Origin of the sequence: Streptomyces sp. NRRL S-1813 (genome assembly GCF_000719605.1) — a bacterium.
Lineage (GTDB): Bacteria > Actinomycetota > Actinomycetes > Streptomycetales > Streptomycetaceae > Streptomyces > Streptomyces decoyicus.
On sequence record NZ_JOHB01000013.1, the window covers coordinates 1 to 25,088 of the forward strand.

A 25,088-nucleotide genomic window follows, 5' to 3' on the forward strand; every position below is an offset into this window, starting at 1 on the left:
TCCGAGAACCGGTCATCCGACGACGACTTCACCTGTCCGGGCCTTGGCACACCCCGCCCAACGACCCGGAAAGCCCAAAGTCACCGGTATTGCATCTAGTTCGCGGAGTGTGACCTCGGGTGGCGGCTCGTCGGATGTCACGCTGAGAGCTGCCCGGCGTCGGAGGTATGGCCAGGAGCTAAATGCTTAGCCCACCTGGCCCCAGCGTTGACGCTGGTCAACGGTGACTGTAGCCCGCCGTGCTTCCATCTCGTCATGGAGGTGCTGACGTGATGGCCGGAGACCGACAGCAAGACAGCTACCCGCATGTAGGTACGCCGCGGCGGCGCGTACTGGCCGCGGCCGCTCTGACTCCGTTGCTGGCCGGGGCGCCGACTCCCGCTCGCGCTCTCGCCACTGGGACGGAAGAGGTGAAGAGCCGCAGGCTGGTCGAGCCGGTTACCACTGCCCTATCGGACTGGGCGAAGGTGGCCAAAGCGCTGGGCCGAAAAGGCGATATGAAGCGAAAAATGATGTACCACACAGCCCTCCCACGCCGGGACCTCCGCGTGCGCTCCCGCCATGTCATCGTCAAGCCGGCGCTCGCCCTCGGCTCGCACGTCTCCTTCGTCCGCTACGCCGACAAGAGCACGATGGTGATGGGCGATGTGGTGGTCACCGAGCACGAACTCCAGCCCTTCACCGACGCCCTGCAAGAGCACGAGATCGCGCAGACCGCGATCCATAAGCACCTCCTTTCCCAGAGCCCTCACATCTGGTGGGTCCACATCCATGCCCACGGCCACCATCCAGTGGCGGTGGCCCGCGGTCTGCGCGCAGCGTTCGACCGCACCGGCACTCCGCCCCCGCGCCCGCTGGTCCAGGCACAGCGCATCGACCTGGACACGGCCGGCATCGATGCCGCGCTCGGCGTCAAGGGCTCCACCGACGAGGGCATCTACAAGTGTGTCTTCGTCCGTCGCGAGACCATCACCGACGGCCACCTGGTACTGCCCCCGGGCCTGGGATCGACCAGCGCGTTCAACTTCCAGCCGCTGGGCGGCGGCCGGGCCGCAATCAGTGGCGACTGCGCCATGATTGCCAAGGAAGTCCAAGACGTACTGGTGGCTCTGCGGTGTGCCGGCGCCGAGCTCGTCGAGCTGCACAATCACGGCTTGACGGACGAACCCCGCCTGTTCTTCATCCACTTCTGGGCCGTTGGCGATGGTGTCAAGCTCGCCCGGGCCCTGCGCCCCGCCGTGGACGCCACCAACGTCGTACCGGTCGGCTGATCACCACACAGGCGACGGGCGCGGGCTCAACTGTCGGACACCACCTGATGCCCCATCTCACTCGATCCTGTTCGCTGCTCGACGCTCGGTGGTTGACGCTGTGACCGGACGGACACAACGGCAAGTGAGATGGGCCCGGGTCGGTGTGCCACCGGTGACGTTTTCTCCCGGCTTCACTTCCTCAGGGTCGGCTCACTCGACGTCGCCGCTGAGTGAGCCTGCCGCGTGGCTGCTGTCCAACAGGAAGCTCACCGACTCGCGGAGGTCCGCAGGCTCGCCGTAGTGCACGCCGATCATCCCGAGCGCAACAGCGGCTTCGACGTTCTCCCGCCGGTCATCCACGAAGAGGCACCGGTCAAGGGCGACACCTGCGCGTTCGGCCGCCACTTCGTAGATCTCCCGGTCGGGCTTGGCCACCCCCAGCCGGGCGCTGCTGACGACATGACCGGAGAAATCCGCCAGCCCCAACGACGCCAAGTCGCTCTCAAGCTCCAGAGTTGCGTTCGTTACCAGGACCACGGGCATGTGTGCCCGCACCTGCCGAAGCAGGGTCACCACTACCTCGTCGGCCCAGAACGGCGCCGAGGCAAGTGCCGTACCCAGCTCACGGGCCTGCACCTGCGGCACCTGCCCCGCAAGGCCTAGCACAATGGACTCCACCCACTGCTGCTGAGTGATCTTGCCGAGAAGCAGGGCAGATCTACCTCCGGCGCATAGGCCACCTTCATGGTCGTGCCTGGTGCCAGCCCGGCGACACGCTCCAGTCCTGCCAGCTGCGTCAGGTCGTAGAAACGGATCACGTTGTCGAGGTCGCACAACACCGCATCGAAGGGCCTCTTGGAAGTCTGGGAAGTCGTCACTGCCCTTGGATAACACAGGGATCGGCAAGCAGGTTGTTGCCTTTTGTGACCTTGTCCACGGCGTGCGAATCGGGAACGCAAAGTGGAAAACCAGTGAGAGGGAGCTCAGGCCGTTTCGTTGGGACCTGGCAGTCCATCGAGGTGCGGCGCACCGATTTTGACGGAGCAGATCGGGCAGATCGAGTCTCCTTGGCCGCGGGCTGAAGACGCCGAGGCCGATGAGGACGACCGTCGTTGTCACGCCGTGCAGCAGATCGCCGACGGGCTGGGGGCCAAGCGCACCACCGCCTACGGGTGGTATGGGTGACGAGGGGGTGACGAGGGGGTGACGAGGCGGATCTTCCTCTCTTCCTCAATCGTTGAGAAGCCGCCATGCAGTGAGGGCACGCCTGGCCCGGAGCAGGCCGGTGGGCTCGTGAGATCGATGCCCAGGATCTTTCCGGTCTGTTCGAGTCGGCGGGCGACGCTGCTGTGGTGCAGGTGGAGAAGGTCGGCTGCCCGGCGTAGGGAGCCGGTGGAGCAGTAGGTGTCCAGAGTTTCCAGTTCTTCTGGGTTTCTTTCGGCGGCGCCTATGCCCGCGCGTACAGCACCTGTCGGAAAGCTGGTGGTAGAGGGGGAGCCGGACCTGGTGGATCCGGGAATCCAAGACATGGGGGTGGGCCCGCACGTGGTGAAAGGGGTGCGAGCCAGCTTGCGCCGCCCGGTAGCGCCGCCCGGTAGGCCCCCAAGGCTTGCCAACCGTGCCGGATCCGCTCGCGGGCGGGGAGTGGGCGAAGCCGGCGCCGGCGCCGACTGGCAAGTGCCGGACGCAGTCGAGTGATATGCCAGCAGCGGCCTCAGCCAGAGTGCCTGAGCCAGAGTGTTCGGCCCGGATGGTCCAGGTTTTCCTCGACAGGCTGAGTTCCTGTGTGGCGCCCCGTAGGAACCGCATTCCCGTCGCCGGTCCGCTGGTCCTGTGCCCGACGGGGAGGGGGGGTGGAGAGCTCGGCCAAGTTCCGTGCGGGGTAGGGCGATCGACGTGTTCACGCTGCCGCCGTGCACCTGGGAGGGAAGCGGCGCTCAGCGACGAAAGCCAGCCATATCAGTGAGTGATTGGGGGAGCCGGCCTCTCACGCGGAAGGTCGCCGTGTGGGGGCATCCGGCCGGGGGCGGTTTGCGGGTGACGTGGGAGGCAAGGCACCCTTGCGTCATGTCAAACGTGAGGCTCGAAGCCTGGATCGGTGGAGAGTGGCTGGAAGTGGACGCCGTGAGCGTCACCGTAACGGATTCTGCACTGACCCTCTCCTTCGAACCCCAACGGAGCGAATCGGGGTACCGAAGCCTCATCTGGGAGCCCCTGGAGAACTTTCTCAGGGAGTACCGCGAAGAGCCGCTCGTCGTGGTGCCGCGGGGGCGCAACTTGCCGGTGATGTTCGGCCCCGGTGCCGCGGGGCCCTTCCGGCTGGCGGAGACGCCGGGCAACTGACGGCTGCTCGCTGACCGTCTCGGGGTACGCCCACGTGCGGTGCTCCTCGCCAAGGGTGAGGAGCACCGCACGCGTGCCCGGGGGCGGTGCTCCCCTGCCGCGTTGGACGGCCGCTGACATGTCCGCGTACCTACCAGCGGGTGGTCGGTCTCACCGCCCCTTGTAGCCGGCAATCGCTTGGGGGACGAGGACGGCGGCCACCGCACCGCCGGTGCCGAGCGGGACGGCAAGACGAGGGTGCTGGTAGCTGAGGTAGACCACACCCAGCACGGCCGCCGCGATGAACCCGAGAGTGAGCAGCAGCAGCTGCACTCGCATGCCGCGGTGTGCGTCGTCCTGATGCGGGCGGTTCGGGTGGTGGGTGACCATGCCGGTGTCGTCCTTCGCTCGGTATGCCTTGGTTTGCGATATGCCTTGGATCGCGGGGCAGGCGGGTGCGGTGCGTGCGGTGCGATGGTGGGGTAGCGCCCTCCACATGCGGTGGGTAGGGGTCGTCTAGCGCGTTCCGCATGTGGTGGGCAGCGATGGGTATCGCGCTCTGGGGTGCCGTGGGTCACGCGGGCCCCTGCCCCGCCGGAGGCGGGACCAGTGGGCCCGCGGGGTGAACCTCAGCTCCTGACCTGCGACGCCATGGCGCTTATCCTCATCGAGTGGGGCATTGCAGCGTTTGCTCGGTGTCCGCGAAGAGCTGCTCGATGCCCTGACGGGTCCAGCCCAGAAGAATCAGGATCATCTCGCTGGTGGAAATCAGCCGCTCGATGACGCAGGCGGAATCGGGACCCTGCGTGGATCGGTTGGCCTGGCGCAGGGTTCCTCTCACCTGTCCGATCCCGGTCCGGACCCGATATTGCAGGGCGAGAGCCTCTTCCCGGGTGAGTTCGCGATGGGCGAGCCCGGTCTTCAGCCTGACCAGATTGTCCCGGGATTCGGTGAGGAAGTCGGTGGCCAGCCCCCAGCACGGACGCAGGGACTCCGGCAAAAGGGCCCGGCCCACCACGGTCATGGTCCTGATGGTCGACATGGCCTTGTCCAACTGTTGCGGAAGGTAACCAGGAGCGGAGACCGCCAGCCACTGGATGAGGGAGTCACCGGTGGACGGCAGCAGCCACGCCAAGTGCGAGGTGTCCTGCTCACCGCATGCTGGCACTTCCTCAACCACCACCGACGCCTTGAAGATGGCGGCCCGGCCCGCGTCGACATCTATGGCGTCCGCCAACCGCTCGTGCACCCCTTCTCCGGCTGCAAGCAAGAGCGCATCGAGCTGGGCATCGGAGTCGTCACCGGACTGCATCGGCCGGCTGTCGCTCACCGCGCACCTCCGCTCGCCGGGCTCAGCAGCGCCCTCTTCAGCAGCGTCCGGCCGCGGTGCAGGTTCTGTCGCACCGCCTCCGGTGTCACCTTCATCAACCGCGCGATCTCCTGCGGCTTGTATCCGTCCAGCGTCCACGCCATGACCTCCCGCTGCCGATCCGGCAGCCAGCTCAGCGCCTCGTACACGCGAGCCTCTTCCTCGCTCAGTTCCACCGCGTCCACCGGACACCGGCCGCCCGGCAGGTCCGGGAGCTGATCGGTCAGCTCTTCGCGGGGATACCGCATCCCCTGCATCTTCCGCTGCGCCACGGTGCGCAGCCACGCTCTCGGATGCTGGATCGACTCCCACTGCTCGAATGCCACCGCGAACGCGGACTGGGCTATGTCGGCAGCCTCGTGCGGCGCCGCCCCCAGGTGCATCACAAAACGCGTCAGCCGGACGATCTCCTGCTCGTAGCAGGCCGCGAACTCGGAGCGGGCTCCGCTCTCCCCGGGCGCGGGCGGGAACCGAGGCGCGGGGGAGACCAGCGACACGGACACGGCGGATTGGTGTGGCGCATCAGCATCCACCGCAGTCCCCCTCACGAGCACCGTCCCCCACGATGGTCTCGTGGCGGCCGGGACCGCACTCCGAGAGCCGGATCGCCGGAGGAAGCGGGCGCATCCAGCTGTACGGCCCCTGCTCACCGATATGCGGCCGCCGCAGCGATGCGGGCCGACTCACCCGCCCGCTCAATAGGCGTCCGCCACACACGGCCCGGCCGGTGATCACAGACACCACCCTCGTCGTCTCCATGCACAAAGTCCTTCATCGAACGTCTGCCGACGGACGCTGTCGCGTTCATCCTTGTCCTGAGTAGTGCGGTCGGTACGGCAAAACGTGACATCGCCCTCGCCACAACGTCCGCTGTAGCTGAGGAAGTTGCGGCCTTGCCCTCGGCGATGCCGCGCTGGGAAGCGTTCAGCGGTGCCACGAGGTGGTCGCCTGTGTCATTCGAGCCTCCACGAATCACCTGTACCAGGCGTCCGTCTGCTCAGTACTTGAATCGTCCCTGTCGCAAGGCGAGGCCCTCTCGGACCGCCGGGGGCCTGGGGCATCAGCCACGCCGGATCGACAGATCATGACCTCGGACTTCGGACCTCGGACCTCTCTCATGACGAGCCCGAGTCACGCCTTCGCGAGATCGCCCAACTCGTGGTGCCCTGACCCGGGGCACCCGCATCGGCATCGCCAGGCCGGTACGCGTGGCTTCCACCTGCCCGACTTCGGGAGTACGCACCGTCCGCTGTCGGTCGGCAGGAAAAGGGGTGGGGAGGGAGGACGGTCCGTTGGTAGCGTGCGGAAGACCGTGACGTCGCGCGAGGAGGTGAGACCCATGAACGCTGTATCTGTGTGGGTGCTCCCCCTCTTCGTCACGGTCGGGCGATTGACGTAGGTGTCGCCGGGAGCGCCTGAACGACAAGGCACTCCCGAAAGGCAACAACCTATGCAGTCTGTGCTTTTCACTGCGGAGACATCGTCGAACGGTGTCGTAGAGCGCGACTTCACTGTGGGTGAGGTCACCGGCGTGCTCTGGTCGCCGGCTTCCGGCTCCGATCGCGCGCCTTTGGTATTGATGGGGCACGGTGGCGGTACGCACAAGAAGGCGCCGGGAATGGTGGGCCGTGCACACCGTCTCGTGACCAACTGCGGATTCCATGTCGCCACCATCGACGCGCCCGGTCACGGCGGTCGGCCGCGCACGGCGGTCGACGAGCAGGAGATCGGCGCGCTACGGCAGGCAATGGCGGCGGGCGAGCCGGTCGGCCCGATCGTCGTCCGTTACAACGCGCATCTGGCGGAGCGTGCCGTGCCGGAATGGCAGGCGACCCTGGATTTCCTCCAGGAACTGCCGGAGATCGGCGCCGAAGGGCCGGTCGGTTACTTCGGCCTGAATATGGGCACCGCGATCGGGGTGCCGTTGACGGCGATCGAACCCAGGATCGTCGCCGCGGTCTTCGGTATCTTCTGGCACGATTCCCTGGCCGAGACGGCGAAACAGATCACCGTACCGGTCGAGTTCGTCCTCCAGTGGGACGACGAGCATATCCCGCGCCAATCCGGTCTTGCCTTGTTCGACGCCTTCGCTTCGAAGGAAAAGACGTTGCACGCCAACGCGGGCAGGCATAAGGAGCTTCCCAGGTTCGAGGTCGACAGCGCGGTCCGGTTCTTCGCCCGGCATCTCGGCCGGACCGTGACGTCGACGGCCTGATCTGAGGCATATCGGCGTCCGGCCGTCAGTCGGGCGCCGATATTGCTGCCGCCGGGTTGAGGATGCGCATCCAGATGATGGATCCGGGCCTTCGCCAGGCGAGTTCGAGCATCGTTGACGGCTGTGGGCGCGGACCATTTTGCCGCACGGGGGCTTAAGTGAGCCCGGTCTGCGCCTTGCTGAACAGCACACCCTCGGAATAGAAGAACACCGCGCTGCTGCTTCCGTCGGCGCCGTAGCACGTCCAGGTGATCGGATAGCTTTCGGCGAGTTTTTCGCTGTCCTGTTGGCAGGTGCTGGCAAGGGTGAACAGAAATTTCTCGGTGCTGCCCGCCCTTATCTTCTCGTATTCGGCGAGAGTCAGCGGGTCGCTGGTGGCGGTGCTGCCTTGGTAGGCGCCGGCGATCACGAGAAGGCCGAGGATGCAGCCGCCGGCTATCGCGCTCTTTTTCACGGGGGGAGTTGTCCTTTTGCGGGTGGTTCGGTGGACCGGCGGGCGTGGTTTCAGACCGGAGTGGCGGCGCGTACGACATCCGCGAATGCGACGGAGCGGGAGCCGCCGTGGGCAGGGGCGGTCACGGACTGCTCGGGCACGGCGGCACCTTTCTGCGGGTGGGCTCGGCGGACGAACCGGCAGGGGGAGTCTATGTTGCGTACGCGCGTGGACGCTGTGGGGACGGTCGCCCACAAGTGCTCCGCGTAGCGACGGCGCAGAACGTGGCCGATGAGGTCGATGGAGTGTGCCGTACCCCGTCCGGACGCCTGTCAGTACACCTCCGTGCACACGACGTTGCTGTTGCGCCGGTGCAGGCAGCCCCAGGCCTGGCCTGGCCTTGATTCCCTTGTCGTTCACCATCGCGGTGTACCCGGTGTACGCGGAGGACCTGCCGGGCGCCATTGTGGTCGCGTAACAGGGCTTGCGCCTACGGTCGCTGCCCTTGTTCCATGCCTCGATACGGTCACCGCCCCGTGCGTGGGTGACGCACGCGGACCCACGCCGCCCGGCAAACAGAGCTGTAGCCGCAGCTCAACTAGGCAGTGTCTCTACGATCAGCAGCTCGTTGCTCGCCTCATTTGGGCTCGGCGCTCGTTCCCATGCAACGTCGCTACCGGGGCTGACCATTCGCGTTGTCCTCGAAGAGTTCCTGGGTACGGCGCAGCAGGGCTTGCCGTACAGCCTCCGGTGACAGGACTCGCAGGGGTGTGGCCAGGCTGAGGAGGTACCTGGCGAGCCCGTCTGCGTCGGGACCGCCGATGTCGACGATCGTGGCGTCGGGGCCGTCGGGATGGTGGGTACCGACTGTCGACGGGATCAGCCGCAGTGCTTGGTCCATGGACACCGGGAGGCGGATGGTCGCAGAGAGCGGGTAGGGGCCGGTCGCGACGGAGCGGGAGACGAGCAGCGCCGGGTCGGGCGGGTCGATGAGTTCCACCGGGTGTCCGGTTGGCTGTAGTTGGCCGACCCTGTCGGCCCGGAAGGTCCGCCATTGACCCTGCGCGACATCTCGGGCGACGAAGTACCACCGGCGTCCGGTGTGGACGAGGCGGTACGGGTCAACGTCCCGGACCGTGGCCCTTCCTTCCCAGTCGCGGTACGACAGGCGGGTGCGCTCACCCTGGCGGCATGCGGCGGCCAGTTCCAGCAGCATGCCGGGCGTGATCTGCGGCTCGTCGGGTCTGGGGGTGTGCACGAGGGCGGCGTCCATCTCGCCCAGCCGGTCCGCGATCCGCTGCGGCAGTACCTGCCGAAGTTTCAGCAGTGCCGACAGTGCGGCTTGGTCGCCGCCGAGAGCGCCGCTCAGCGCCGCCTCGCGCAGCCCGACAGCCACGGCGAGTGCTTCTTCGTCGTCGAGGATCAGCGGCGGCACCCGGGAACCGGCACGGAGGCGATAACCGCCCCATGGCCCAGGCTCGGACTCGACGGCGTAGCCGAGTTCCCGGAGCTTGGCGATGTCCCGCCGCACCGTGCGATCGGTGACCGCCATCCGGTCGGCCAGCTCACCGCAGGTCCACAACGGCCGGGCGACCAGCAAGGAGACCAATCGCAGCAGGCGGGCGGATGCGCTGATCACATGTTGAAGTGTTCCACATGACCAGGACCGAATCTGTCCTGGTCCCGCCGTAGCGTCATCTCCATGAACACGGCAAACACCTCCGCACCCACGTTCCGCTACTCGGCCGTCACCTTCGATTGCCCGGACCCCGCCGAACTGGCCCGCTTCTACGGCGAGGCCCTCGGCCTGCCCACCGTCTTCTCCACTGACCACTTTGTCCTGCTCGGCCAGGAGGGCGCGGCTGGACTGGGATTCAACCGGCTGTCCGATTACCGCCGTCCCACCTGGCCGGACCCTTCCCAGGAAAAGCAGGCCCATATTGAACTGGGCGTCGACGACTTGGATGCCGCCCAAGCCCGGCTGCTCGCCCTGGGGGCCGTCAAGCCCGCATTCCAGCCGGACCCCGACCGGTGGCGGGTCCTGCTGGACCCCGCAGGCCACCCGTTCTGCATCTCCACCCTGGTCTGAGCACGAGCCGCAAACCCAATGACGGCGATCGCGCACCCGGGCAGGCGCGGCGAACTCACGCTGCCCGGCCGGGGCCCGGAGACGTTGCAGGGCGTCCCAGCCAGACGGCGTACCTGATCAGACAGCGCCTGTTGCTCCGGCCGTGATCGCAGCCAGAGAAGGAGTGCGGCGGCGGTGACGGTGCCCAGGAAGACGTGTCCGCGCTTGTCATGGCGGGTGGCGACGGCTCTGAACTGTTTCAGCTTGTTGATCGCCCGCTCGACAGCGTTGCGCTTCTTGTACCGCTCTTTATCGAAACCCGGGGCTGTCCGCCGCGTGCGCCTCGGCGCACGCGGCCGCTCGGCGCCGGCCGGCCCGCGCTTCCCGGTCCCGCTTCTCCGGCCTCACATGCCGGATCCCGCGCCCCAACGCCCGTGCTGCGCTTGCCCCGCGCAGCCCCAGGCTTCGGGATCCTCGGCGTCCGTGGCAGCCAGTTCCCGCATCACGCCGACGGCGAGCGACTCTTCGTACTCCGGCGCCCGTTCGGGCGAGGCAGTGCAGGCGAACACGATGGACGAGTCGCCTCCCGCGGGCAACGGCTCGAAGTCCAGCTCCACCCTTCCGTACGTCGGGGCGCAGGCGCCGAGCGTCTGTCGGGAGTGCACCTTCACTCCCCGTACGGGGCGCGCGAGTCCCATGGGCGGTCTGGTGGTCATGGCAGGCACCGTACGGGCGATGAGTCCGCCATGTCACCGGCTTTGTGGGGCGCCGGCGCAGGACATGTCGTTGGCGCTGTGAGCTTGTCGCGGGCACCGGAGCCGGTGACGCCGTCCGACGGCCGCGAGCTGTGCACCGGCGGTAACCCCTTGGGGGATCTGGGTGCGTGTATGGGGTGTCGCGTTTGTGCTGGTGGGCGCGGGGGAGTGTGCGCCTGGCGTGGTGTGGTTGTGCATATGTCTGTGTTTTGTAACACCAAACCGGATTTCTTCCGCCAAGGTGTGACCGGGCGTCACTGTGTGGGAGCCCGGTCAAACCGGCCGGGTATCCGGTTTCCGGCACCTGGTAGCGGGTGCCGTATCCAGGGGGTTTTCGTGCTCCACAACACTTCGCGTATCGCCGCCGCCGTCCTTGGTTCCGTGGCTCTGGCGGCCACCGCAGTCCTCCCGGCGGCCGCGGCCGGCCATGGGCGCGCTCCGGCCCCGCACCACCGGTCGGCGGTGGTACTCGGTGTGATCCAGTACGACAGCCCCGGGCGGGACGACCGCTCCAACCGGAGCCTGAACGCCGAATATGTGACGGTGAAGAACACTGGCCGGATGCCGGTCAACCTGCGCGGCTGGAGCCTGTCGGACCGCGCCGGCCACACCTACCGCTTCGGCAATGTCCGCCTCGGCGGCCACTCCCAGGTCCGTGTCCACACGGGCATCGGCCGTGACAACCGCTGGGATGTCTTCCAGGACCGCCGCGACTATGTCTGGGACAACCACAGGGGCACTGCGGACCTGCGGAACGACCACCGCCGGATCGTCGACTCCGAAAGCTGGGGTCGCCACGGCCACCACGGTCACTGAGGCCAGGCTGATCACACCCACAACCGGCCGGTGAAAACGGAGATCTGAGGGCCGCCTCACCGGCCACACGGTGCGCCGCAGGTTCCTGCACCTGCGGCGCACCGCCATGTTCTCGTGCGATCCGCCCGGTCGCCCGTCGGCCCGTCCGGCGGCCCGTCCGTTGGTCTTTGCTGATCTGCCCGTTCGCTCGGCCGTCCGCCCGGCTCGGCCGACGTCACGTCATGTCAGGCGGTGCGTTCCTCGAAGCCGTGGCAAAGGCATCGACTACCTGCCGGGCTTCGGCGAACCCGCCACCACATCGATCGCGTCCGCTGTCAGCGGGCTCAGCCGACGCGCAGCCGGCCGCAAGGTTCGCCGTCAAGCCATTCGTCCCGTTCGTGCTCTGCGATGAGCGCCGACAGCTGGTCCTTGACGGCCGGTTCCATCTGGCTGCCGGCCGCGTTGAACTCGCGCACCGCCTCAGCATCGCTGTCGGCGAGCAGCAGCAGGACCTGGCCGCTGTTCCCCGACGGGATGCTGACGACTTCCGCCGCCGCCAAGGCCACGCCCCGCGCGAGGTCCATCGAAGGGAAGCGCTCCAGCGCGCCGAAGCCGGCTTGGTAGGCCCCGTAGTCCTGGTCGACCTGAAGCGAGGCGATCAGCGCCCGGACGGCTGCCGGTCCTTCCGAACCGTCGACCATGTCCGCGAGTTCCAGATAGCGATCGAATCGGCGCACGGCTTCCTCCTCCGTGACTCCGCCCTCGCCGGCCAGGACGATCCGGCCCATCGCCAGCAGCTCGGTGCGCCATCCCTCGAAGTCGCCGACAGGCATGGTGCTTCCCTTCGCCAGTGAACTGCCGGACGCCGGACGCCCGGTGGGGAGGAGGTACATCGCGCTCGTCGATCCGATCGCGTGCTCCCCGCGGGCCACCGTCGCCAGCTCTTGATCTTCCCACCCACCGCCATGCCCCCGGCCGCCGGCCCGTCTCCGTCCCGGAGAAGGGGTGGGGGCGAGGCCGTAGCGGAAGGCGACCGCCGTGGCTGGGCCATCGTCGGTCTCCGCTGCTGATTCCCGCCACGGTCCTGAGCCGAATTCAGCGTGTGGGGCTGACGGCTTGTAGCAGTCGGCCCTCGGCGTACGTCAGGGCCGGTGCGGGAAGTGGCGCCGCACGCCCGCTGAGGATCACGATCACAGTGCCCTCTGCGGGTGCGTCGGGTGCGGGCGGCTCGCCGATCCGGCGCAGCGTTTGGGCGGCGACCGCACCGGCCGAGCCGTGCAGGACGAGCGGCGGCATGCGGGGCCGTTGGACGGCGGCGCGGATGCGCTCGGCGACGAGTTCGTAATGTGTGCAGCCCAGGACGATGGCCCTTACGTCGTCCGGGGTGCGCTCCGCCGCGGCGGCGACCGCGAGGGCAACGGCTGCCTCGTCCGCGTTCTCGACGGCGTCGGAGAGCCCGGGGCACGGCACCTCGGTGACCGCCACGCCATGGGCGAACTCCTGGATGAGACCGCGCTGGTAGGGGCTGCCGGTGGTGGCGGGGGTGGCCCAGATGGCGAGGGGCCCGCCGCCCGAAGCGGCCGGCTTGATCGCCGGGACCGTGCCGATGACCGGCAGGTCCGGTTCCAGCCGGGCGCGCAGGGCGGGCAGGGCGTGCACGGAGGCGGTGTTGCAGGCGACGATCAGCGCGTCCGGGCGGTGTGCGGCGGCCGATTCGGCGGTGGCGAGCGCGTGCGCCGTGATGTCGTCGGGGGGGCGGGGTCCCCAGGGCATGCCGTCGGGGTCCGAGGAGAGAATGAGATCGGCGTCGGGGCGCAGGCGGCGTACCGCGGCGGCCGTCGCGAGCAGTCCCATTCCGGCGTCCATGAGCGCGATCTTCATCCGGCCACCATGGACCGGTGCCGGAGCAACCGGGGCGCGCTCCTCGTGACGGTGCTTATGCGCGTGGTCGTAGCGATCCACAATCTCCTGCGCCATGTCAGTCGCCTCCGGTGTGCTCGTGCCTCCATGGCACTGGCGGCGAGTCTGCAACGGTGATCGGATCCGACTGCATGGCCAATTCCGGGAGAGTGGTATGGCAGTGGTAGGGCCGAGTCGACGCCGTTCCGGCCTGTGAGCACACCCGTTGGTCCCTGTGAGCACACCCGTTGGTCAATGTGGTCGACTGCGGTCAACTGCGGTGCTCAAGCGGCTGACCGACGGGAACCGGCCTCGTAGAGGCGGGCACCGGACGAACTCTGCTACGTGGGACCGAAAGTCGGATCGGCGCCGGTCAGGTCGCAGCTGGCGGCCCATAGGCGTGCCGCGGTCGTGGCGTCGGTCAGGTGGTCCCAGACGGGTTCGAGCCTGGGCCTACCGCGTAGCCCGAACACCCGGGGTCCCCACATCTGGCCACCACGTACGTCCGGGTCGAGCACGGCCCGAACGGCGGGCCACGCGCCTGCTTCCTTGCCCTGGACGAGAGCGCCCAGGGGCACGCCGCGCAGTCGCTCGCCGGTGGTCCGGACATGAACCGGCGGGCGCGAGGGGGTGAGGGAGTCGAGCGCGCCGCCGGGATGGACGACCACGCTCAGCGTGGTGCTGCCCGCGGCGCGCAGGCGGCGGTCGAGTTCGTAGCCGAAGAGCATCTGGGCCAGCTTCGACCGCCCGTAGGTGCGCTTGGGCCGGTAGTCGCGTGTGCTCTGGAGGTCGTCGAGGTCCATGCGTTCGGACTTGGCCGCGAAGCTGCCCGTCGTGACGATCCGGCTCCCCGGCGCGGCCATGAGCAGCGGGGCGAGCCAGCTGGTCAGTGCGAAGTGACCGAGGTGGTTGGTGGCGAACATCAGCTCGTGGCCGTCCTTGGTTTCCCGGCGCGGTGGATGGTCGAGCGCCACGCCGGCGTTGTGGACGACCGCGTCGAGGCGGTCCAGCTCCAGCGCGTCCACGGACGTCTTGAGCGAGGCCAGATCGGCCAGGTCGAGATGCAGATGCCGCAGCTCGGCACCGGGGACGCGGGCACTGATCGAAGCGATCGCGGCTTCGGCCTTCGCCGCGTTGCGGCTGCCGAGAACGACCGTGGCCCCGGTGCCGGCAAGCTGCTCGGCGACGAAATACCCCACGCCCGCGTTGCCTCCGGTGACCAGGAAGCTCTTGCCTTCGGCGCACGGGAGCCGGTGCACGTCCCACGGCTGGGTCTTGAGTACGGAGGTCATTGCAGTTCCTTGTGCTCGGAGTGATCTGTGGGAGCGTTCTGTGGGAGTGATTTGTCGGAGTGATCTGGCGGAGGTCAGGGGGCCCCCTTGGGTTCCCGTTCGTTACCGATGCCGCCCAGGTCTCACGGTCCCGGCGGCCACCGACACCCCGCCGACAGATCGATGCCCGCCACCGACAGCCGACCGACACCTGCGAGCCGAACGGAGCCGGTCGCGTGCCGCCCCCTGGCATCGCTCACGCGCATCGGGCGACGCGCGCCCGGCCCGGCGTCATCTGGGTACGGCGCTCGCTCGGAACGCTCACCGGTCCGCCCGGTGGTCGCTCGGTCGGCTGCACGGTTTGTTGTGCCGGAGACGATCGGGGTACCCCCTAGGAGCCGCGGGCTTTCGGGCTCGCGTACTTGCGAACCCCGCATATCCGAGCATCTGGAATCCGAGGGAGCCGCTGTGAAGTTCGGTGTGTCCACCTTCATCACCGACCAGGGCATCGCGCCCGCCGCGCTCGGGCGCGCTGTGGAGGAGCGAGGGCTCGACTCCTTGCTCATCGCCGAGCACACCCACATCCCGGTGGACCGCCGCTCGCCGTACCCGGCCGGCGGTGAGCTGCCGGAGATCTACTACCGCACCCTCGACCCGTTCGTCGCGCTCAGCGCGGCCGCCGCGGTGACCGAGCGGATCCTGCTGGGCACCGGGATCGCACTGGTGGCCCAGCGGGACCCGATCATCACGGCCAAGGAGGTGGCCTCCCTGGACCTTGTCTCCGGTGGCCGAGCCGTCTTCGGGATCGGTGTCGGCTGGAACAGGGAGGAGATGGAGAACCACGGGACCGATCCGCGCACCAGAGGCCGTCTCGTCGACGAGCGGCTCCAGGCCATGCGCGAGCTGTGGGCCAAGGAGAAGGCCGAATTCCACGGTGAGTTCGTCGACTTCGACCCCGTCTACTCCTGGCCGAAGCCGGTTCAGCGCCCGCACCCTCCCCTCTATGTGGGGGGCGGAGAGGCCGCCTTCGAGCGGGTGGCTGCCTTCGGCGACGCCTGGCTGGCCAATAGCCTGCCGCCCCGGGAACTGGGGCCGAAGATCGACCGTATGAGGAGCATCGCGGGCCGGGATGTGCCGGTGACGGTCTACGCGGTGGACAAGGACCCCGGGATCATCGAGCAGTACGCACAGCTCGATGTCGAGCGGCTGCTGTTCTACTTGCCGACGATGCCGGCGGCCGAGACGCTGCCGTACCTGGACGAGCTCGCCGACGTCGCGCGGCGCTTCCGGTGAGCCGTCGGGTGCCGCAGTGCCGAGGATGACGAGCGGCCGGGCCCGGGAGCACTTCGTCCGGGCCCGGATCGCCCGACTCGCCACCGTGGACGCCTCCGGCCGCCCGCACCTGGTCCCCGCGGTCTTCGCCCTCACCGGTGACACCGTGGTCTTCGCCGTGGACCACAAGCCGAAGCGGTCGGTCCATCTGAAACGGCTGGCCAACATCCGCGTCCATCCTGAGGTCTGCCTGCTCGTGGACGACTACGACGAGGACTGGGACCGTTTGTGGTGGGCGCGGGCGGATGGCACGGCCGTTGTGCTGCCGCCGGCCGAGGGGTCGGCCGTGTCGGCGCGGTATGCGGGCCTGCTGGCGCGGAAGTACCCGCAGCAGTACGCGGACCGCCCACCGGAAGGGCCCGTGGTGGAAATCGCGGTGGCTCGGTGGTCAGGGTGGCATGCCACCTGAAGACTGCCCTGGTGGCGTGCGGGCTCGTCGTGCACCCAATTATCCGTGGGCGCGAACTCGACGGAATTTCTGTGTTTCGGCTGAGGCACGCGGGGCACACGCCTTGTAGTCCCCGGCTGGTCTCCCCCGTCCAGCCGGGGACTGTTGTCTTCGGGGGCGCTCGATGGAGTCGATGTCCCCCGGCGAAGCGTGGCCGTTCGTTGAGGGCGGTGCCATGGCGAGCAAGGGCACCGCTGTGCCCGGAGAACCGCTTTCGGCCTTCGGCATCCGGACGGGTTACTGGCGGGAAACCTCAGATCTCGCGCAAACCTTGCAGCTCAGCGTTGATCCTCTGTACGAGCGGTGCCAGGGTTTCGGGAATTCCTCTCGCCCGCATCACAGTGAAATCGTGGAGGCCATATGGCTGTCCGTCGTGCCGCTGTCGTCGCCGTGTCAGCGGCTGCGCTCAGTCTTTCCCTGCTCACCACCTCCTGCCAGGTCAACGGCGCCGCGTCGGCCACCGACGCCAAGGAGCGGCCGCCCGCCAAGAAGGCCGTGGCCACCGGCAGCGGCGGCGCGGTCTCCAGCGTCAACCCGTACGCCTCCCGGGCGGGGCTCGAGGTGCTGCGCAAGGGAGGCAACGCGGTGGACGCGGCCGTGGCAACCGCCTCCGCGCTCGGCGTGGTCGAGCCCTACTCCGCAGGCGTGGGGGGTGGCGGCTACATGGTCTTCTACGACGCCAAGGCCAAGAAGGTGCGCACCCTCGACGGCCGGGAGACCGCCCCGCGCAGCATGCGCTCGGACTCCTTCCTCGACCGTTCGACCGGCAAGCCCCTCCCCACCGAGGACGTGATCAACTCGGGCCTGTCGGTCGGTGTGCCCGGCACCCCGGCGACGTGGAACAAGGCCCTCAAGGACTGGGGCACGATCTCCCTGGCGAAGGCCCTGCGCCCGGCCACCCGGATCGCCGACGACGGCTTCGTGGTCAACGACGAGTTCCGGGCCCAGACGGCCATGAACGAGAAGCGGTTCCGCGACTTCAAGTCCACCACCGACCTCTTCCTGCCCCAGGGCAAACTCCCGGTGGTCGGCTCGCGCTTCCGCAATCCCGACCTCGCCCGGACCTATCGGCAGCTCGCCCGTGAGGGCGTCGACGCCCTCTACCGCGGTGCCGTCGGACGCGATGTGGTGCGGACCGTCCAGAAGCCGCCGATGGCTCCCGACTCCCGGCACAAGGCCCGCCCCGGTCTCATGAAGGCGGCCGACCTCGCCGACTACCAGGTCGAACGCAGGGAACCGACCCGTACCAAGTACCACGGACTGGACGTCTACTCCATGGGTCCGTCGTCGGCCGGCGGCACCACGGTGGGCGAGGCGCTGAACATCCTGGACAACTTCCGTCTCTCGAAGGCCGACAAGAGCCAGGCCCTTCACCACTACCTGGAGGCCAGCCGGATCTCCTTCGCCGACCGCAACCGCTGGGTGGGCGACCCGGCATTCTCGGATGTGCCCACCAAGCAGCTGCTCTCCAAGGAGTTCGCCAAGGACCGGGCCTGCCTGATCCGTTCCGACAAGGCGCTGACCAGCCCGCTGGCCCCCGCCGACCCGCGCCACCCGGGCTCGGGCTGTGACCGGAAGACCGGCAACAAGCAACCGCACGAAGGGCCCTCGACCACCCATCTGGTGGCCTCGGACCGCTGGGGCAACGTCGTCTCCTACACCCTGACGATCGAGCAGACCGGTGGCTCGGCCATCACCGTCCCCGGCCGCGGATTCCTCCTCAACAACGAACTCACCGACTTCGACTTCGCTCCGATCACCAAGGGGACACCGGATCCGAACCTCCCGGGACCCGGCAAGCGTCCGCGCAGCAGCATGTCGCCGACGATCGTCCTGCGGGACGGCAAGCCGATGATCGCTGTCGGTTCGCCGGGCGGTGCCACGATCATCACGACGGTGTTGCAGACTCTGGTCAACCGTCTGGACCTCGGCATGTCGCTGCCTGCGGCAGTCGCCGCACCGCGCCTCTCGCAGCGGAACCAGACGGCGACCGAAGCCGAACCGGCGTTCCTCAGCTCCCCCGAACGCAAGACGCTGGAAGGCATGGGCCACAGGTTCGTCCTGGCCCCGAAGGCCTTCACTCCGTCACCGGAGATCGGGGCGGTGGCCGCCCTGGAGTTCCTGACGCACGGCAAGGTCACGGCGGTGGCCGAACCCAGGCGCCGTGGCGGCGGTTCGGCCATGGTGCTCCACGAATCCCGCTGAAGCCGGTCCCCTCCGAGCGGTCCCCTCCGGGCATCACCCGGAGGGGACCGCGTCGGGTTCTGGAATTTCTCTCAGTACGGCGGAGGCAATCCGGTCGGCCGCCGGTCGGCTTCCGGCCTTCCGCCGCGGTATAGCGTGGGCAGGCCTGTGTGAACCGACCCTGGCGCCCCGCTCACGCGGTCGGAACGGGACGGGAACATCTACTGCTGCAACGTCAACTGGAACGCCCTGTGGGTACGGATCGACCGGCGGGCTGAAGGCGCCGAGGACGATGGGGGAGCGGTACCGGTCGGCGTCGGCGCCACTACTGGCGGACCGACACCCCCGCGCCACCCCAACGGCGCACGCCGCGCACGCCGCGCACGCCGGTGCCGGTACCTGACTGCCAGAGCGTTCCGTCATCCGGATGCCGGTAGGTAGGACGTCAGCCATCTGCCTGCCATGCCGCCCGCCCACGCCGGGCCGTGTCTATGGTGATCACATGTCTGCCCCGCTCTCGAACGGGCCGAAGGCAGGCAACCTCCGGCCTTCCCGCTATCCCTCCTGACTCGGAGCATGACGTGCGGAACAAGACTCCTCTGACGGGCCGTCTCGCGGTCGTGACGGGCGCCGCGCGTGGTCTCGGCGCGGGCATGGTGCGGGAACTTGCGCGCCGCGGTGCACGGGTCATTCTCCTGGGGCGGGAGGAGGAAGCGCTCGCGCGGGTGGCGGACTCGCTGCCCGTCGAAACGCACTGTTTCGAGGTCGACGTCACCCATGACGAGGCGATGGACCGTGTGTCCGCGCAGATCCACGAACGCATCGGCCGGCCGTCGGTGGTCGTCGCCAACGCCGGGGTGGCCGAGGGTGGCCCCTTCGGCAGCTCGGATCCGGCCACCTGGCGGCGGGTCATCGAGGTGAACCTCATCGGCAGCGCCATCACCGCCCGGACTTTCCTGCCCGGCCTGCTGGCCACGCGCGGATACTTCCTGCAAATCGCCTCGACGGCCGCGTTCGGGCCGGCGCCCATGATGAGCGCGTATTGCGCCTCCAAAGCCGGCGCGGAGTCCTTCGCCCAGTGTCTTCGTGCCGAACTCGCCCACCAAGGGATCGGGGTCGGCATCGCCTACCTGAACTGGACCGATACCGACATGGTCCGCGACGCGGACCAGTACGGCGTACTCCGGGAGCTACGCGCCCACATGCCGTCACCGGCCAGACGGGTCCATCCCGTCGAGACGGTCGCCGCACGCATGGTCGCAGCGATCGAACGCCGCGCCTCCGCTGTCTACATGCCTTCATGGCTGCGCCTCGCACAGCCGGTCCGCCCCTTGCTGCCGCCGCTGGTCACTTGGATCTCCCGGCGCGAGTTGCCACGGCTGGCCGAAAAGGCCGGCTTCGAACAGACGGGCCTCCTCGGTGCCGGCGGCCGCGCGGACCAGGTGGCCGGCACGCCACGCACCCGCCGGAACACCTGACACGGTGTGGTGTGCGGATCGTCGGTCAGCCGTCAGCCGTCAAGGAACTACACGGCTTTAACCGAACGCGTCCGCGCCTCGTGGTGTCTGTGGCGTGCCCACGCCCCACCACTGCACCAGCCTCTCCACATACCACCCGCACAGGCCCTCGCCCCGCCACCACCGCAGGGCGCCCCGGACGTTGCACCCGCGCCGCCCCGGTGGCATCCCGTACGGCGGGCGGCCCGGTTATGGCGACCACCACACGACGGAAGGCAACGACTCACGGCGCGGCGTTCGTGGCCGTCAAGTCGGGCTCCGGCCCCGAGGGCCAGGACCTCCTGCACCCATTCCCCCTCGGGCACTGACACCCCACCACCGCGGCTCGGTCCGGAGCCGTCCGTACGCCCCCGCGTGCCGGCGACGCCGAAGCCGGTGATGCGGCTCCCGTCGGGCGCGGCCCAAGTACTCCTCGCCGCCGGCGGGGTGGTGACATGCTGTGCCGTTTGGTGGCACGCTCGAATGCCGACTTGCAGCGCGTGATCGAGCGGATGGTGGGATTCGATGGCATTGTGCGGGCCTCGACGGCGATCACGTTGGAGAATCCGGTGCCGCTCCGGATCACTCCACTGGTGCGCCAGGCGTCGCGGCAGGCCGCCGTATGGACCGCTGACCGCTGGAGGACCGGCCTTGAGGGAGGGACCGAGAAGTGACCTTCTGGGAGTACCTGGGCACCCGCTGCCAGCAGCTGCTGGTGGGTGCCTATCAGCACGCCGGCGCCGTCTTCCCGTGCATGGTCGTCGCCACGGTGCTCGGGGTCTTGATCGGCGTCCTCACCTACCGCACCGAGGGGGCGGGAAACCTCGCGATCACCATGACCGCAAGCATCCTCACCTCCTCTCCCTGGCTCTCCTCGGCCTGCTCGTCCCGGTCGTCGGCCCCGGCGTCGCGCCGGCCGTCATCGCGCTGACGTTGTACGGACTGCTGCCGGTGGTCCGTAACGCCGTCGGGTTGCGCGGAGTCGGCCCGGCCCTCGTCGAGGCCGCCAAGGGCATAGGGATGTCACGTTCGCCCAGCTGCTCAGGGTCGAACTGCCCCTCGCCCGGCCGCCAATCCTCACCCGTCTCCGGGTGTCGACCCAGATGCTGATGGGCATCGCGGCGATCGCGGCCTTTGCCTCAGGGCCCGGGCTTGGCAACCAGATCTCCCGCGGGATCTCCAGCCTGGGCAGTGCGAACACGCTCAACGAAGTACTGTCGGGGACGCTCGGAATCGTCGTCCCAGCCCTGCCGTTCGACGCCGGGTACGTGCTGATCGGACGGCTCACCATCTCACGGGGGATCCGTGGCTGACTCTGCCGAAATCGTCGAACCGACCTCCCCGACGTCCGGCGCCGCGGGCCCCGGCGGATCCGCCCGATCCGCCGGGCCCGGCCGGCCGGCCGCCGCCAGCGCGAGTATCCGGCTGGACAACCTCACCAAGCGCTATCCGGACAGCCAAGCCCCGGCCGTGGAGGACGTGCCCCGGGACGAAGCGGCCGGCGAAACCGTGAGCCTTGTGGGGCCCTCGGGCTGCGGCAAGAGCACCACCCTCAAGATGATCAACCGGCTGATCGAGCCGACCTCGGGGCAGATCACCATCGGCGGCGAGGACGTCACCGGCATCAACCCCGTGGCGCTCCGCCGCACCATCGGCTACGCCATCCAGGCCACGGGTCTCTTCCCGCACATGACCGTCACCGAGAACATCGGGCTCGTACCGAAGATGGCCGGCCGGTCCCGCGCGAACGTGCGGGACCGGGTCGAGGAGATGAGCAACACCGTGGCCGGCCCGAGGGCCACCGACCCAGCACTCGTGGAGACGGCGCGCGGCACCGGGATGTCGCCGCTGCTGATGCTGTTCCGGGTCGAACTGCCCCTGGCCGGCCACCTTCGGCGTAGGAGGAGGACTCGGGGACCTGGTCTCCTCCGGCATCACCAACCAGCGCATGCCGGTGCTGGTGCTCGGCTCCGTACTGACGGTCGACATGGCGCTGATCATGGACTGGCTGGGGGCGCTCGTCGAGTTGCTGCTACGCCCACGCGGCCTGGAGGCGGACTGATGCGCCTGGCTCAGGTACGGACGGCCGTCGCGGGCGCGGGCGCCCTGCTGCTCGCCGCCGCAGGGCTGAGCGGCTGCGGACTGACCAGCGGCAGCCCGCTGGCCGACTCGGTGCAGCCCGGCTCCATCGGGAAGGGGCGACCGCTGGAGGGCGCCCAACTGACCGTAACCTCAAAGGAGTTCACCGAGCAGATCATTCTGGGCCAGATCATGGGGCTGGTCTTCAAAGCGGCCGGTGCGGAAGTCCTGGACCGGACGAACATCCAGGGCTCGATCGGTGCCCGCGAGGCGGTCAAGTCCGGTGCGGCGGACGGGATGTACGAGTACACCGGCACGGCCTGGATCACCTACCTCGGTCACACCAAGCGGGTCGTCGACCCGTACGAGCAGTGGGAGGCCGTACGTGAGGAGGACCGCCGCAACGGCATCACCTGGCTGTCCGCCGCCCCGCTCAACAACACCTACGCGCTGGTCGCGAACCAGGCGAATGCGCAGAAGTACCGGCTGCGCACACTCTCCGACGTGGCACGTCTGACGAAGAAGGACCCGGGCGCGGCGACGATCTGCGGCGGAAGCGAGTTCTCGGTGCGCGAGGACGGCCTGCCGGGCGTGGCGAAGACGTACGGATTCGCCCTCCGGCGCGGGAACTTCAAAAAGATGGACGACGGCGTGGTCTACACCCAGGTCGCCGAGGGCGCGGCCTGCGCCCTCGGGGTGGCAGCCACCACCGACGGCCGCATTCCCGAACTCAAGCTGAAGGTGCTGGAGGACGACCGGCACTTCTTCCCCAACTACAACGCGGCACCCGAGATGAACAGCGCCACAATGAGGAAGTACCCCGCCATCGCCAACCTCCTCACCCCGGTCACCAAGCGGCTGACGGGGGCGGAGGCCCAGCGGCTGAACGCGCGGGTGGACGTGGACGGGGAGGACCCGCACGAGGTGGCGAAGGACTGGCTGGTGCGGGAGGGCTTCATCCGGGAAGGCTGACAGACGGATTCGTGCGAGTGTCCGACGGGCAGGAGGAGAGCGCCCTGCCGCTCGCGTAGACGCTGCCGTCCGGAGGGCCGGGACACCATGATCCGAACGACGCGCCCTAGTGCACGCAGAACTCGTTGCCCTCCGGGTCCGTCATGACCACCCACTCGCCGCCCGGTTCCCTGACGTGGCTCTGGACCCGGGCGCCGAGGGCGCGGAGGCGCTCAACCTCTGTGTCCCGCCCGCCCGCGGGGCCGTGCAGGTCGATGTGCAGGCGATTCTTGGTCGCCTTCTTCTCCGTCGGCGGGACGCGATTGAAGAGCAGCCGACGTCCCAGCCCCGTGCCGCTCTCCGCGTCGTACGGGTCGTCGGGGTGGCGTACCGCCGCTGCGTCCCGCCAGGCGCGCCGGTCGTGGTGATCGACGAGGATCTCGGGCGGGATGGTGCCGAGGTCAAGGAGCTTGCCGATGAGGGCACTGTGGTCCTCGACCTCGTAGCCGAGTGCGGCCCCCCAGAAGTCGGCTTGGGCGTGCGGGTCGTGTGCGTCGACGACGAGTTTCCAGTGCAGAGGCGTTGAGGTCATGTTCACCACTTATAGCCCACGCCACTGACACCGGGGGTCGCCGCTCGCACGCGGCCGAGTGGTTCAGAGGTGTGCAGTGATCGAGTGCGGTCGGCGAGCCCCGGGCGGGGTGCCGGTCAGCTGTGGCACGGACTTCACCAGTTACTTGCCCTTGTGGTGTGCTCGGTCCGCGACCAGGTCCGGCTCATGATCCAGCTTCGTCGTCAGCCGCTCCCGCTACCGTTCCCGCTCGTCGATCTCCGAAGGTGCCGGCCAGGTAGGCGTTGCGGCTTCTGATGAGGTGGGGCATGTACCGGCTGAGGAGGATGCGGTCGACGGCACGTCCGAGGGGCCCCAGCGGTGAAGCGAAGTCGATGACGTCTCTCATCACGGTGCCACCGGCGCCGTCCGGCTCGAAGTGGTGGGCGTGATGCCATCGCTTGAAAGGCCCGGACTCCTGCTCGTCCACGAAGCGGCGGGGCCGGTCGTACGAGGTGATGCGGGCCTTGAGCCGCCAGGTCAGGCCGAAATGGCGAGCCTGGAACGTCACGGTGTCACCGAGCGACAGCTCGCCCCGGGTCCTGCCGTCGACTGCTCGCTCCGAGGAAGAGGCCATCGAGCGGGTATGCGCCTGCACATCCAGGCACACCGCGAACACCTGGTCCGGGGGCGCGGCCACGGGTGTCACGACCTCGAAGTTCGGCATGAGCTCAGCGTAGCCACCGGGCAATGTCTTCCGATCACCGGACCGTTGCTCTGGTCGCGGGCCGGGCTTGTCGATCACCTGCCGAATCCATCCACCTGCCGCATCCGCCTGCGAATCCTGCCCTCGATGGCCACCGCCCGTCCGGGGGCGACGCTCCACGGCCCCACCCGCCCACCGGCCGGAACCCGTCCGCGCCGGGCAAGCTGCGCCGCCATCGAATCGTCACTGAACGGGGAACCTCACGTCACACGGTCCGGTCAATATGGCCATGAGCGACCCGAACATGCCCTTTGGTGTGGTTCATGCCCGATTCTTTCGCTCAGCTCGCCGGCCGGAGATGACAAGCACGCCATGACAAGAATTCTGCTGATCGAGGACGATCCCGCGGTACAGAAGGGGGTCGCCCTCGCGCTTCGTCGGCGCGGCCACGACATCGAGGCCGCTGCGAGCGGGGAGACCGGGCTGCTCGCGCTCGAACGGTACCGGCCCGAGCTGGTCCTGCTCGATCTGATGCTGCCGGGCATGAGTGGCCTCGAAGTGTGCCGCCGTATCCGGGAGGCGCGGCAGATCCCGATCATCATCCTCTCCGCGCGCGGTGACGACATCGACATGGTGGTCGGCCTGGAGGCCGGAGCGGATGACTACGTCGTCAAACCGGCCAGCGGCGAGGTGCTGGAGGCCCGGATGCGGGCTGTGCTGCGCCGTGTGACGCCCTCCCAGCAGGCGCAGGCGGACACCCCGGCAGACGGTGCGGGCCCCGCGGCGCAGTACGAGACGCACGGCGCTCTCACCATGGACCGCGGCGGACTGCTGGTCTTCAAGAACGGCACCGAGCTTGTCTTCGCCCCGTCCGAGCTCAAGCTCCTGCTGTTCCTCAGCTCGCCCCGGCCGGGTCTTCAGCCGCCAGCAGCTGCTCGGGCAGGTCTGGGAGCACACGGCAA

General features: G+C 68.6%; 23 protein-coding genes and 6 pseudogenes. 15 read left to right on the forward strand and 14 right to left on the reverse strand.

Features of this window, described 5'->3' with window-relative positions; all coding sequences use genetic code 11:
* The first annotated feature begins 272 nt into the window (after positions 1-272).
* Entirely contained in the window at positions 273-1,271 is a 999-nt protein-coding gene (locus IF67_RS0120000) for a DUF1259 domain-containing protein (protein WP_030987518.1), read from the forward strand.
* 192 nt (positions 1,272-1,463) lie between these two features.
* On the opposite strand, the pseudogene IF67_RS39355 reads toward IF67_RS0120000, so the two are convergent.
* A pseudogene (locus IF67_RS39355) lies at positions 1,464-2,131 on the reverse strand (HAD family hydrolase).
* 157 nt (positions 2,132-2,288) lie between these two features.
* On the opposite strand from IF67_RS39355, the gene IF67_RS43780 reads away from it, so the two are divergent.
* Complete coding sequence (locus IF67_RS43780) at positions 2,289-2,438, forward strand: hypothetical protein (protein WP_158713117.1); 150 nt, start codon at positions 2,289-2,291, stop codon at positions 2,436-2,438.
* Here the strand turns inward: IF67_RS43780 and IF67_RS41665 are convergent.
* Positions 2,420-2,782, reverse strand: coding sequence for a helix-turn-helix domain-containing protein (locus tag IF67_RS41665; protein ID WP_234341191.1), 363 nt, complete (start codon positions 2,780-2,782; stop codon positions 2,420-2,422). The two genes, IF67_RS43780 and IF67_RS41665, sit on opposite strands and share 19 nt — an antisense overlap.
* A 538-nt stretch (positions 2,783-3,320) precedes the next feature.
* Here IF67_RS41665 and IF67_RS0120015 point away from each other — a divergent pair.
* Positions 3,321-3,596 (forward strand): hypothetical protein, encoded by a 276-nt coding sequence (locus IF67_RS0120015; RefSeq protein WP_030987520.1) that lies wholly within the window; start codon positions 3,321-3,323, stop codon positions 3,594-3,596.
* A gap of 150 nt (positions 3,597-3,746) precedes the next feature.
* Here the strand turns inward: IF67_RS0120015 and IF67_RS0120020 are convergent, their stop codons facing one another.
* From IF67_RS0120020 to IF67_RS0120030, 3 genes are all read right to left on the reverse strand, one after another.
* Positions 3,747-3,965, reverse strand: a complete 219-nt coding sequence (locus IF67_RS0120020) for a hypothetical protein (RefSeq protein WP_030987521.1) — start codon at positions 3,963-3,965, stop codon at positions 3,747-3,749.
* A gap of 274 nt (positions 3,966-4,239) precedes the next feature.
* Positions 4,240-4,905 (reverse strand): hypothetical protein, encoded by a 666-nt coding sequence (locus tag IF67_RS0120025; RefSeq protein WP_030987523.1) that lies wholly within the window; start codon positions 4,903-4,905, stop codon positions 4,240-4,242.
* Positions 4,902-5,447: an RNA polymerase sigma factor gene (locus IF67_RS0120030; protein ID WP_234341193.1), complete on the reverse strand. Its 546-nt coding sequence runs from the start codon at positions 5,445-5,447 to the stop codon at positions 4,902-4,904. Before IF67_RS0120030 ends, IF67_RS0120025 begins: the two co-directional genes overlap by 4 nt.
* A gap of 947 nt (positions 5,448-6,394) precedes the next feature.
* Between IF67_RS0120030 and IF67_RS0120035 the strand changes: the two genes are divergently transcribed.
* Positions 6,395-7,159, forward strand: a complete 765-nt coding sequence (locus IF67_RS0120035) for a dienelactone hydrolase family protein (protein WP_030987526.1) — start codon at positions 6,395-6,397, stop codon at positions 7,157-7,159.
* 154 nt (positions 7,160-7,313) lie between these two features.
* Here the strand turns inward: IF67_RS0120035 and IF67_RS0120040 are convergent, their stop codons facing one another.
* Together IF67_RS0120040 and IF67_RS0120045 are read right to left on the reverse strand one after the other, a co-directional pair.
* Positions 7,314-7,613 (reverse strand): hypothetical protein, encoded by a 300-nt coding sequence (locus IF67_RS0120040; RefSeq protein ID WP_030987528.1) that lies wholly within the window; start codon positions 7,611-7,613, stop codon positions 7,314-7,316.
* Positions 7,614-8,265: 652 nt separating this feature from the next.
* Positions 8,266-9,231 carry a helix-turn-helix transcriptional regulator gene (locus IF67_RS0120045; RefSeq protein WP_030987529.1) on the reverse strand — a complete coding sequence of 322 codons (966 nt, stop codon included), beginning with the start codon at positions 9,229-9,231 and terminating at the stop codon, positions 8,266-8,268.
* A gap of 63 nt (positions 9,232-9,294) precedes the next feature.
* Here IF67_RS0120045 and IF67_RS0120050 point away from each other — a divergent pair, with 63 nt between their 5' ends.
* Positions 9,295-9,681: a VOC family protein gene (locus IF67_RS0120050; protein WP_030987530.1), complete on the forward strand. Its 387-nt coding sequence runs from the start codon at positions 9,295-9,297 to the stop codon at positions 9,679-9,681.
* A gap of 146 nt (positions 9,682-9,827) precedes the next feature.
* Here the strand turns inward: IF67_RS0120050 and IF67_RS46305 are convergent.
* Both IF67_RS46305 and IF67_RS0120055 read right to left on the reverse strand, forming a co-directional pair.
* A pseudogene (locus tag IF67_RS46305) lies at positions 9,828-10,083 on the reverse strand (IS5/IS1182 family transposase); the annotation flags it as partial.
* Entirely contained in the window at positions 10,065-10,376 is a 312-nt protein-coding gene (locus IF67_RS0120055) for a hypothetical protein (RefSeq protein ID WP_158713118.1), read from the reverse strand. The gene IF67_RS0120055 and the pseudogene IF67_RS46305, both read right to left, overlap by 19 nt.
* 375 nt (positions 10,377-10,751) lie before the next feature.
* Between IF67_RS0120055 and IF67_RS0120060 the strand changes: the two genes are divergently transcribed.
* Positions 10,752-11,231 carry a lamin tail domain-containing protein gene (locus IF67_RS0120060; protein ID WP_030987534.1) on the forward strand — a complete coding sequence of 160 codons (480 nt, stop codon included), beginning with the start codon at positions 10,752-10,754 and terminating at the stop codon, positions 11,229-11,231.
* Positions 11,232-11,554: 323 nt separating this feature from the next.
* Here the strand turns inward: IF67_RS0120060 and IF67_RS0120065 are convergent, their stop codons facing one another.
* From IF67_RS0120065 to IF67_RS0120075, 3 genes are all read right to left on the reverse strand, one after another.
* Positions 11,555-12,043, reverse strand: a complete 489-nt coding sequence (locus tag IF67_RS0120065; RefSeq protein WP_158713119.1) for a hypothetical protein — start codon at positions 12,041-12,043, stop codon at positions 11,555-11,557.
* A 262-nt stretch (positions 12,044-12,305) separates the two neighbouring features.
* Entirely contained in the window at positions 12,306-13,091 is a 786-nt protein-coding gene (locus IF67_RS0120070) for a glutamate racemase (RefSeq protein WP_030987538.1), read from the reverse strand.
* A 359-nt stretch (positions 13,092-13,450) separates the two neighbouring features.
* Entirely contained in the window at positions 13,451-14,401 is a 951-nt protein-coding gene (locus tag IF67_RS0120075; protein WP_030987540.1) for an SDR family NAD(P)-dependent oxidoreductase, read from the reverse strand.
* A 447-nt stretch (positions 14,402-14,848) separates the two neighbouring features.
* On the opposite strand from IF67_RS0120075, the gene IF67_RS0120080 reads away from it, so the two are divergent.
* From IF67_RS0120080 to IF67_RS0120125, 8 genes and pseudogenes are all read left to right on the forward strand, one after another.
* Positions 14,849-15,673: an LLM class F420-dependent oxidoreductase gene (locus IF67_RS0120080; RefSeq protein ID WP_030987542.1), complete on the forward strand. Its 825-nt coding sequence runs from the start codon at positions 14,849-14,851 to the stop codon at positions 15,671-15,673.
* 16 nt (positions 15,674-15,689) lie between these two features.
* The gene (locus IF67_RS0120085; RefSeq protein WP_030987545.1) at positions 15,690-16,121 is read left to right on the forward strand and encodes a TIGR03668 family PPOX class F420-dependent oxidoreductase; all 432 of its coding nucleotides are present in this window, start codon (positions 15,690-15,692) and stop codon (positions 16,119-16,121) included.
* Between the two features lie 399 nt (positions 16,122-16,520).
* The gene (ggt, locus tag IF67_RS0120090) at positions 16,521-18,365 is read left to right on the forward strand and encodes a gamma-glutamyltransferase (protein WP_030987546.1); all 1,845 of its coding nucleotides are present in this window, start codon (positions 16,521-16,523) and stop codon (positions 18,363-18,365) included.
* Positions 18,366-18,925: 560 nt separating this feature from the next.
* Positions 18,926-19,822, forward strand: coding sequence for an SDR family oxidoreductase (locus tag IF67_RS0120095; protein ID WP_030987547.1), 897 nt, complete (start codon positions 18,926-18,928; stop codon positions 19,820-19,822).
* 467 nt (positions 19,823-20,289) lie between these two features.
* Positions 20,290-20,514: pseudogene (locus tag IF67_RS39360) on the forward strand (hypothetical protein); the annotation flags it as partial.
* A pseudogene (locus tag IF67_RS39365) lies at positions 20,511-21,153 on the forward strand (ABC transporter permease). The pseudogenes IF67_RS39360 and IF67_RS39365, both read left to right, overlap by 4 nt.
* Positions 21,154-21,358: 205 nt before the next feature.
* Positions 21,359-21,577, forward strand: a pseudogene (locus IF67_RS45025) (ATP-binding cassette domain-containing protein); the annotation flags it as partial.
* 324 nt (positions 21,578-21,901) lie between these two features.
* Positions 21,902-22,891: a glycine betaine ABC transporter substrate-binding protein gene (locus tag IF67_RS0120125; RefSeq protein ID WP_030987551.1), complete on the forward strand. Its 990-nt coding sequence runs from the start codon at positions 21,902-21,904 to the stop codon at positions 22,889-22,891.
* A gap of 106 nt (positions 22,892-22,997) precedes the next feature.
* On the opposite strand, the gene IF67_RS0120130 is transcribed toward IF67_RS0120125, so the two are convergent.
* Both IF67_RS0120130 and IF67_RS0120135 read right to left on the reverse strand, forming a co-directional pair.
* Positions 22,998-23,462, reverse strand: coding sequence for a VOC family protein (locus tag IF67_RS0120130; protein WP_030987552.1), 465 nt, complete (start codon positions 23,460-23,462; stop codon positions 22,998-23,000).
* Positions 23,463-23,646: 184 nt separating this feature from the next.
* Positions 23,647-24,147, reverse strand: a complete 501-nt coding sequence (locus tag IF67_RS0120135) for an SRPBCC family protein (protein ID WP_030987554.1) — start codon at positions 24,145-24,147, stop codon at positions 23,647-23,649.
* Positions 24,148-24,498: 351 nt separating this feature from the next.
* On the opposite strand from IF67_RS0120135, the pseudogene IF67_RS44295 reads away from it, so the two are divergent.
* Positions 24,499-25,084, forward strand: a pseudogene (locus IF67_RS44295) (response regulator transcription factor); the annotation flags it as partial.
* Between the last annotated feature and the right edge of the window lie 4 nt (positions 25,085-25,088).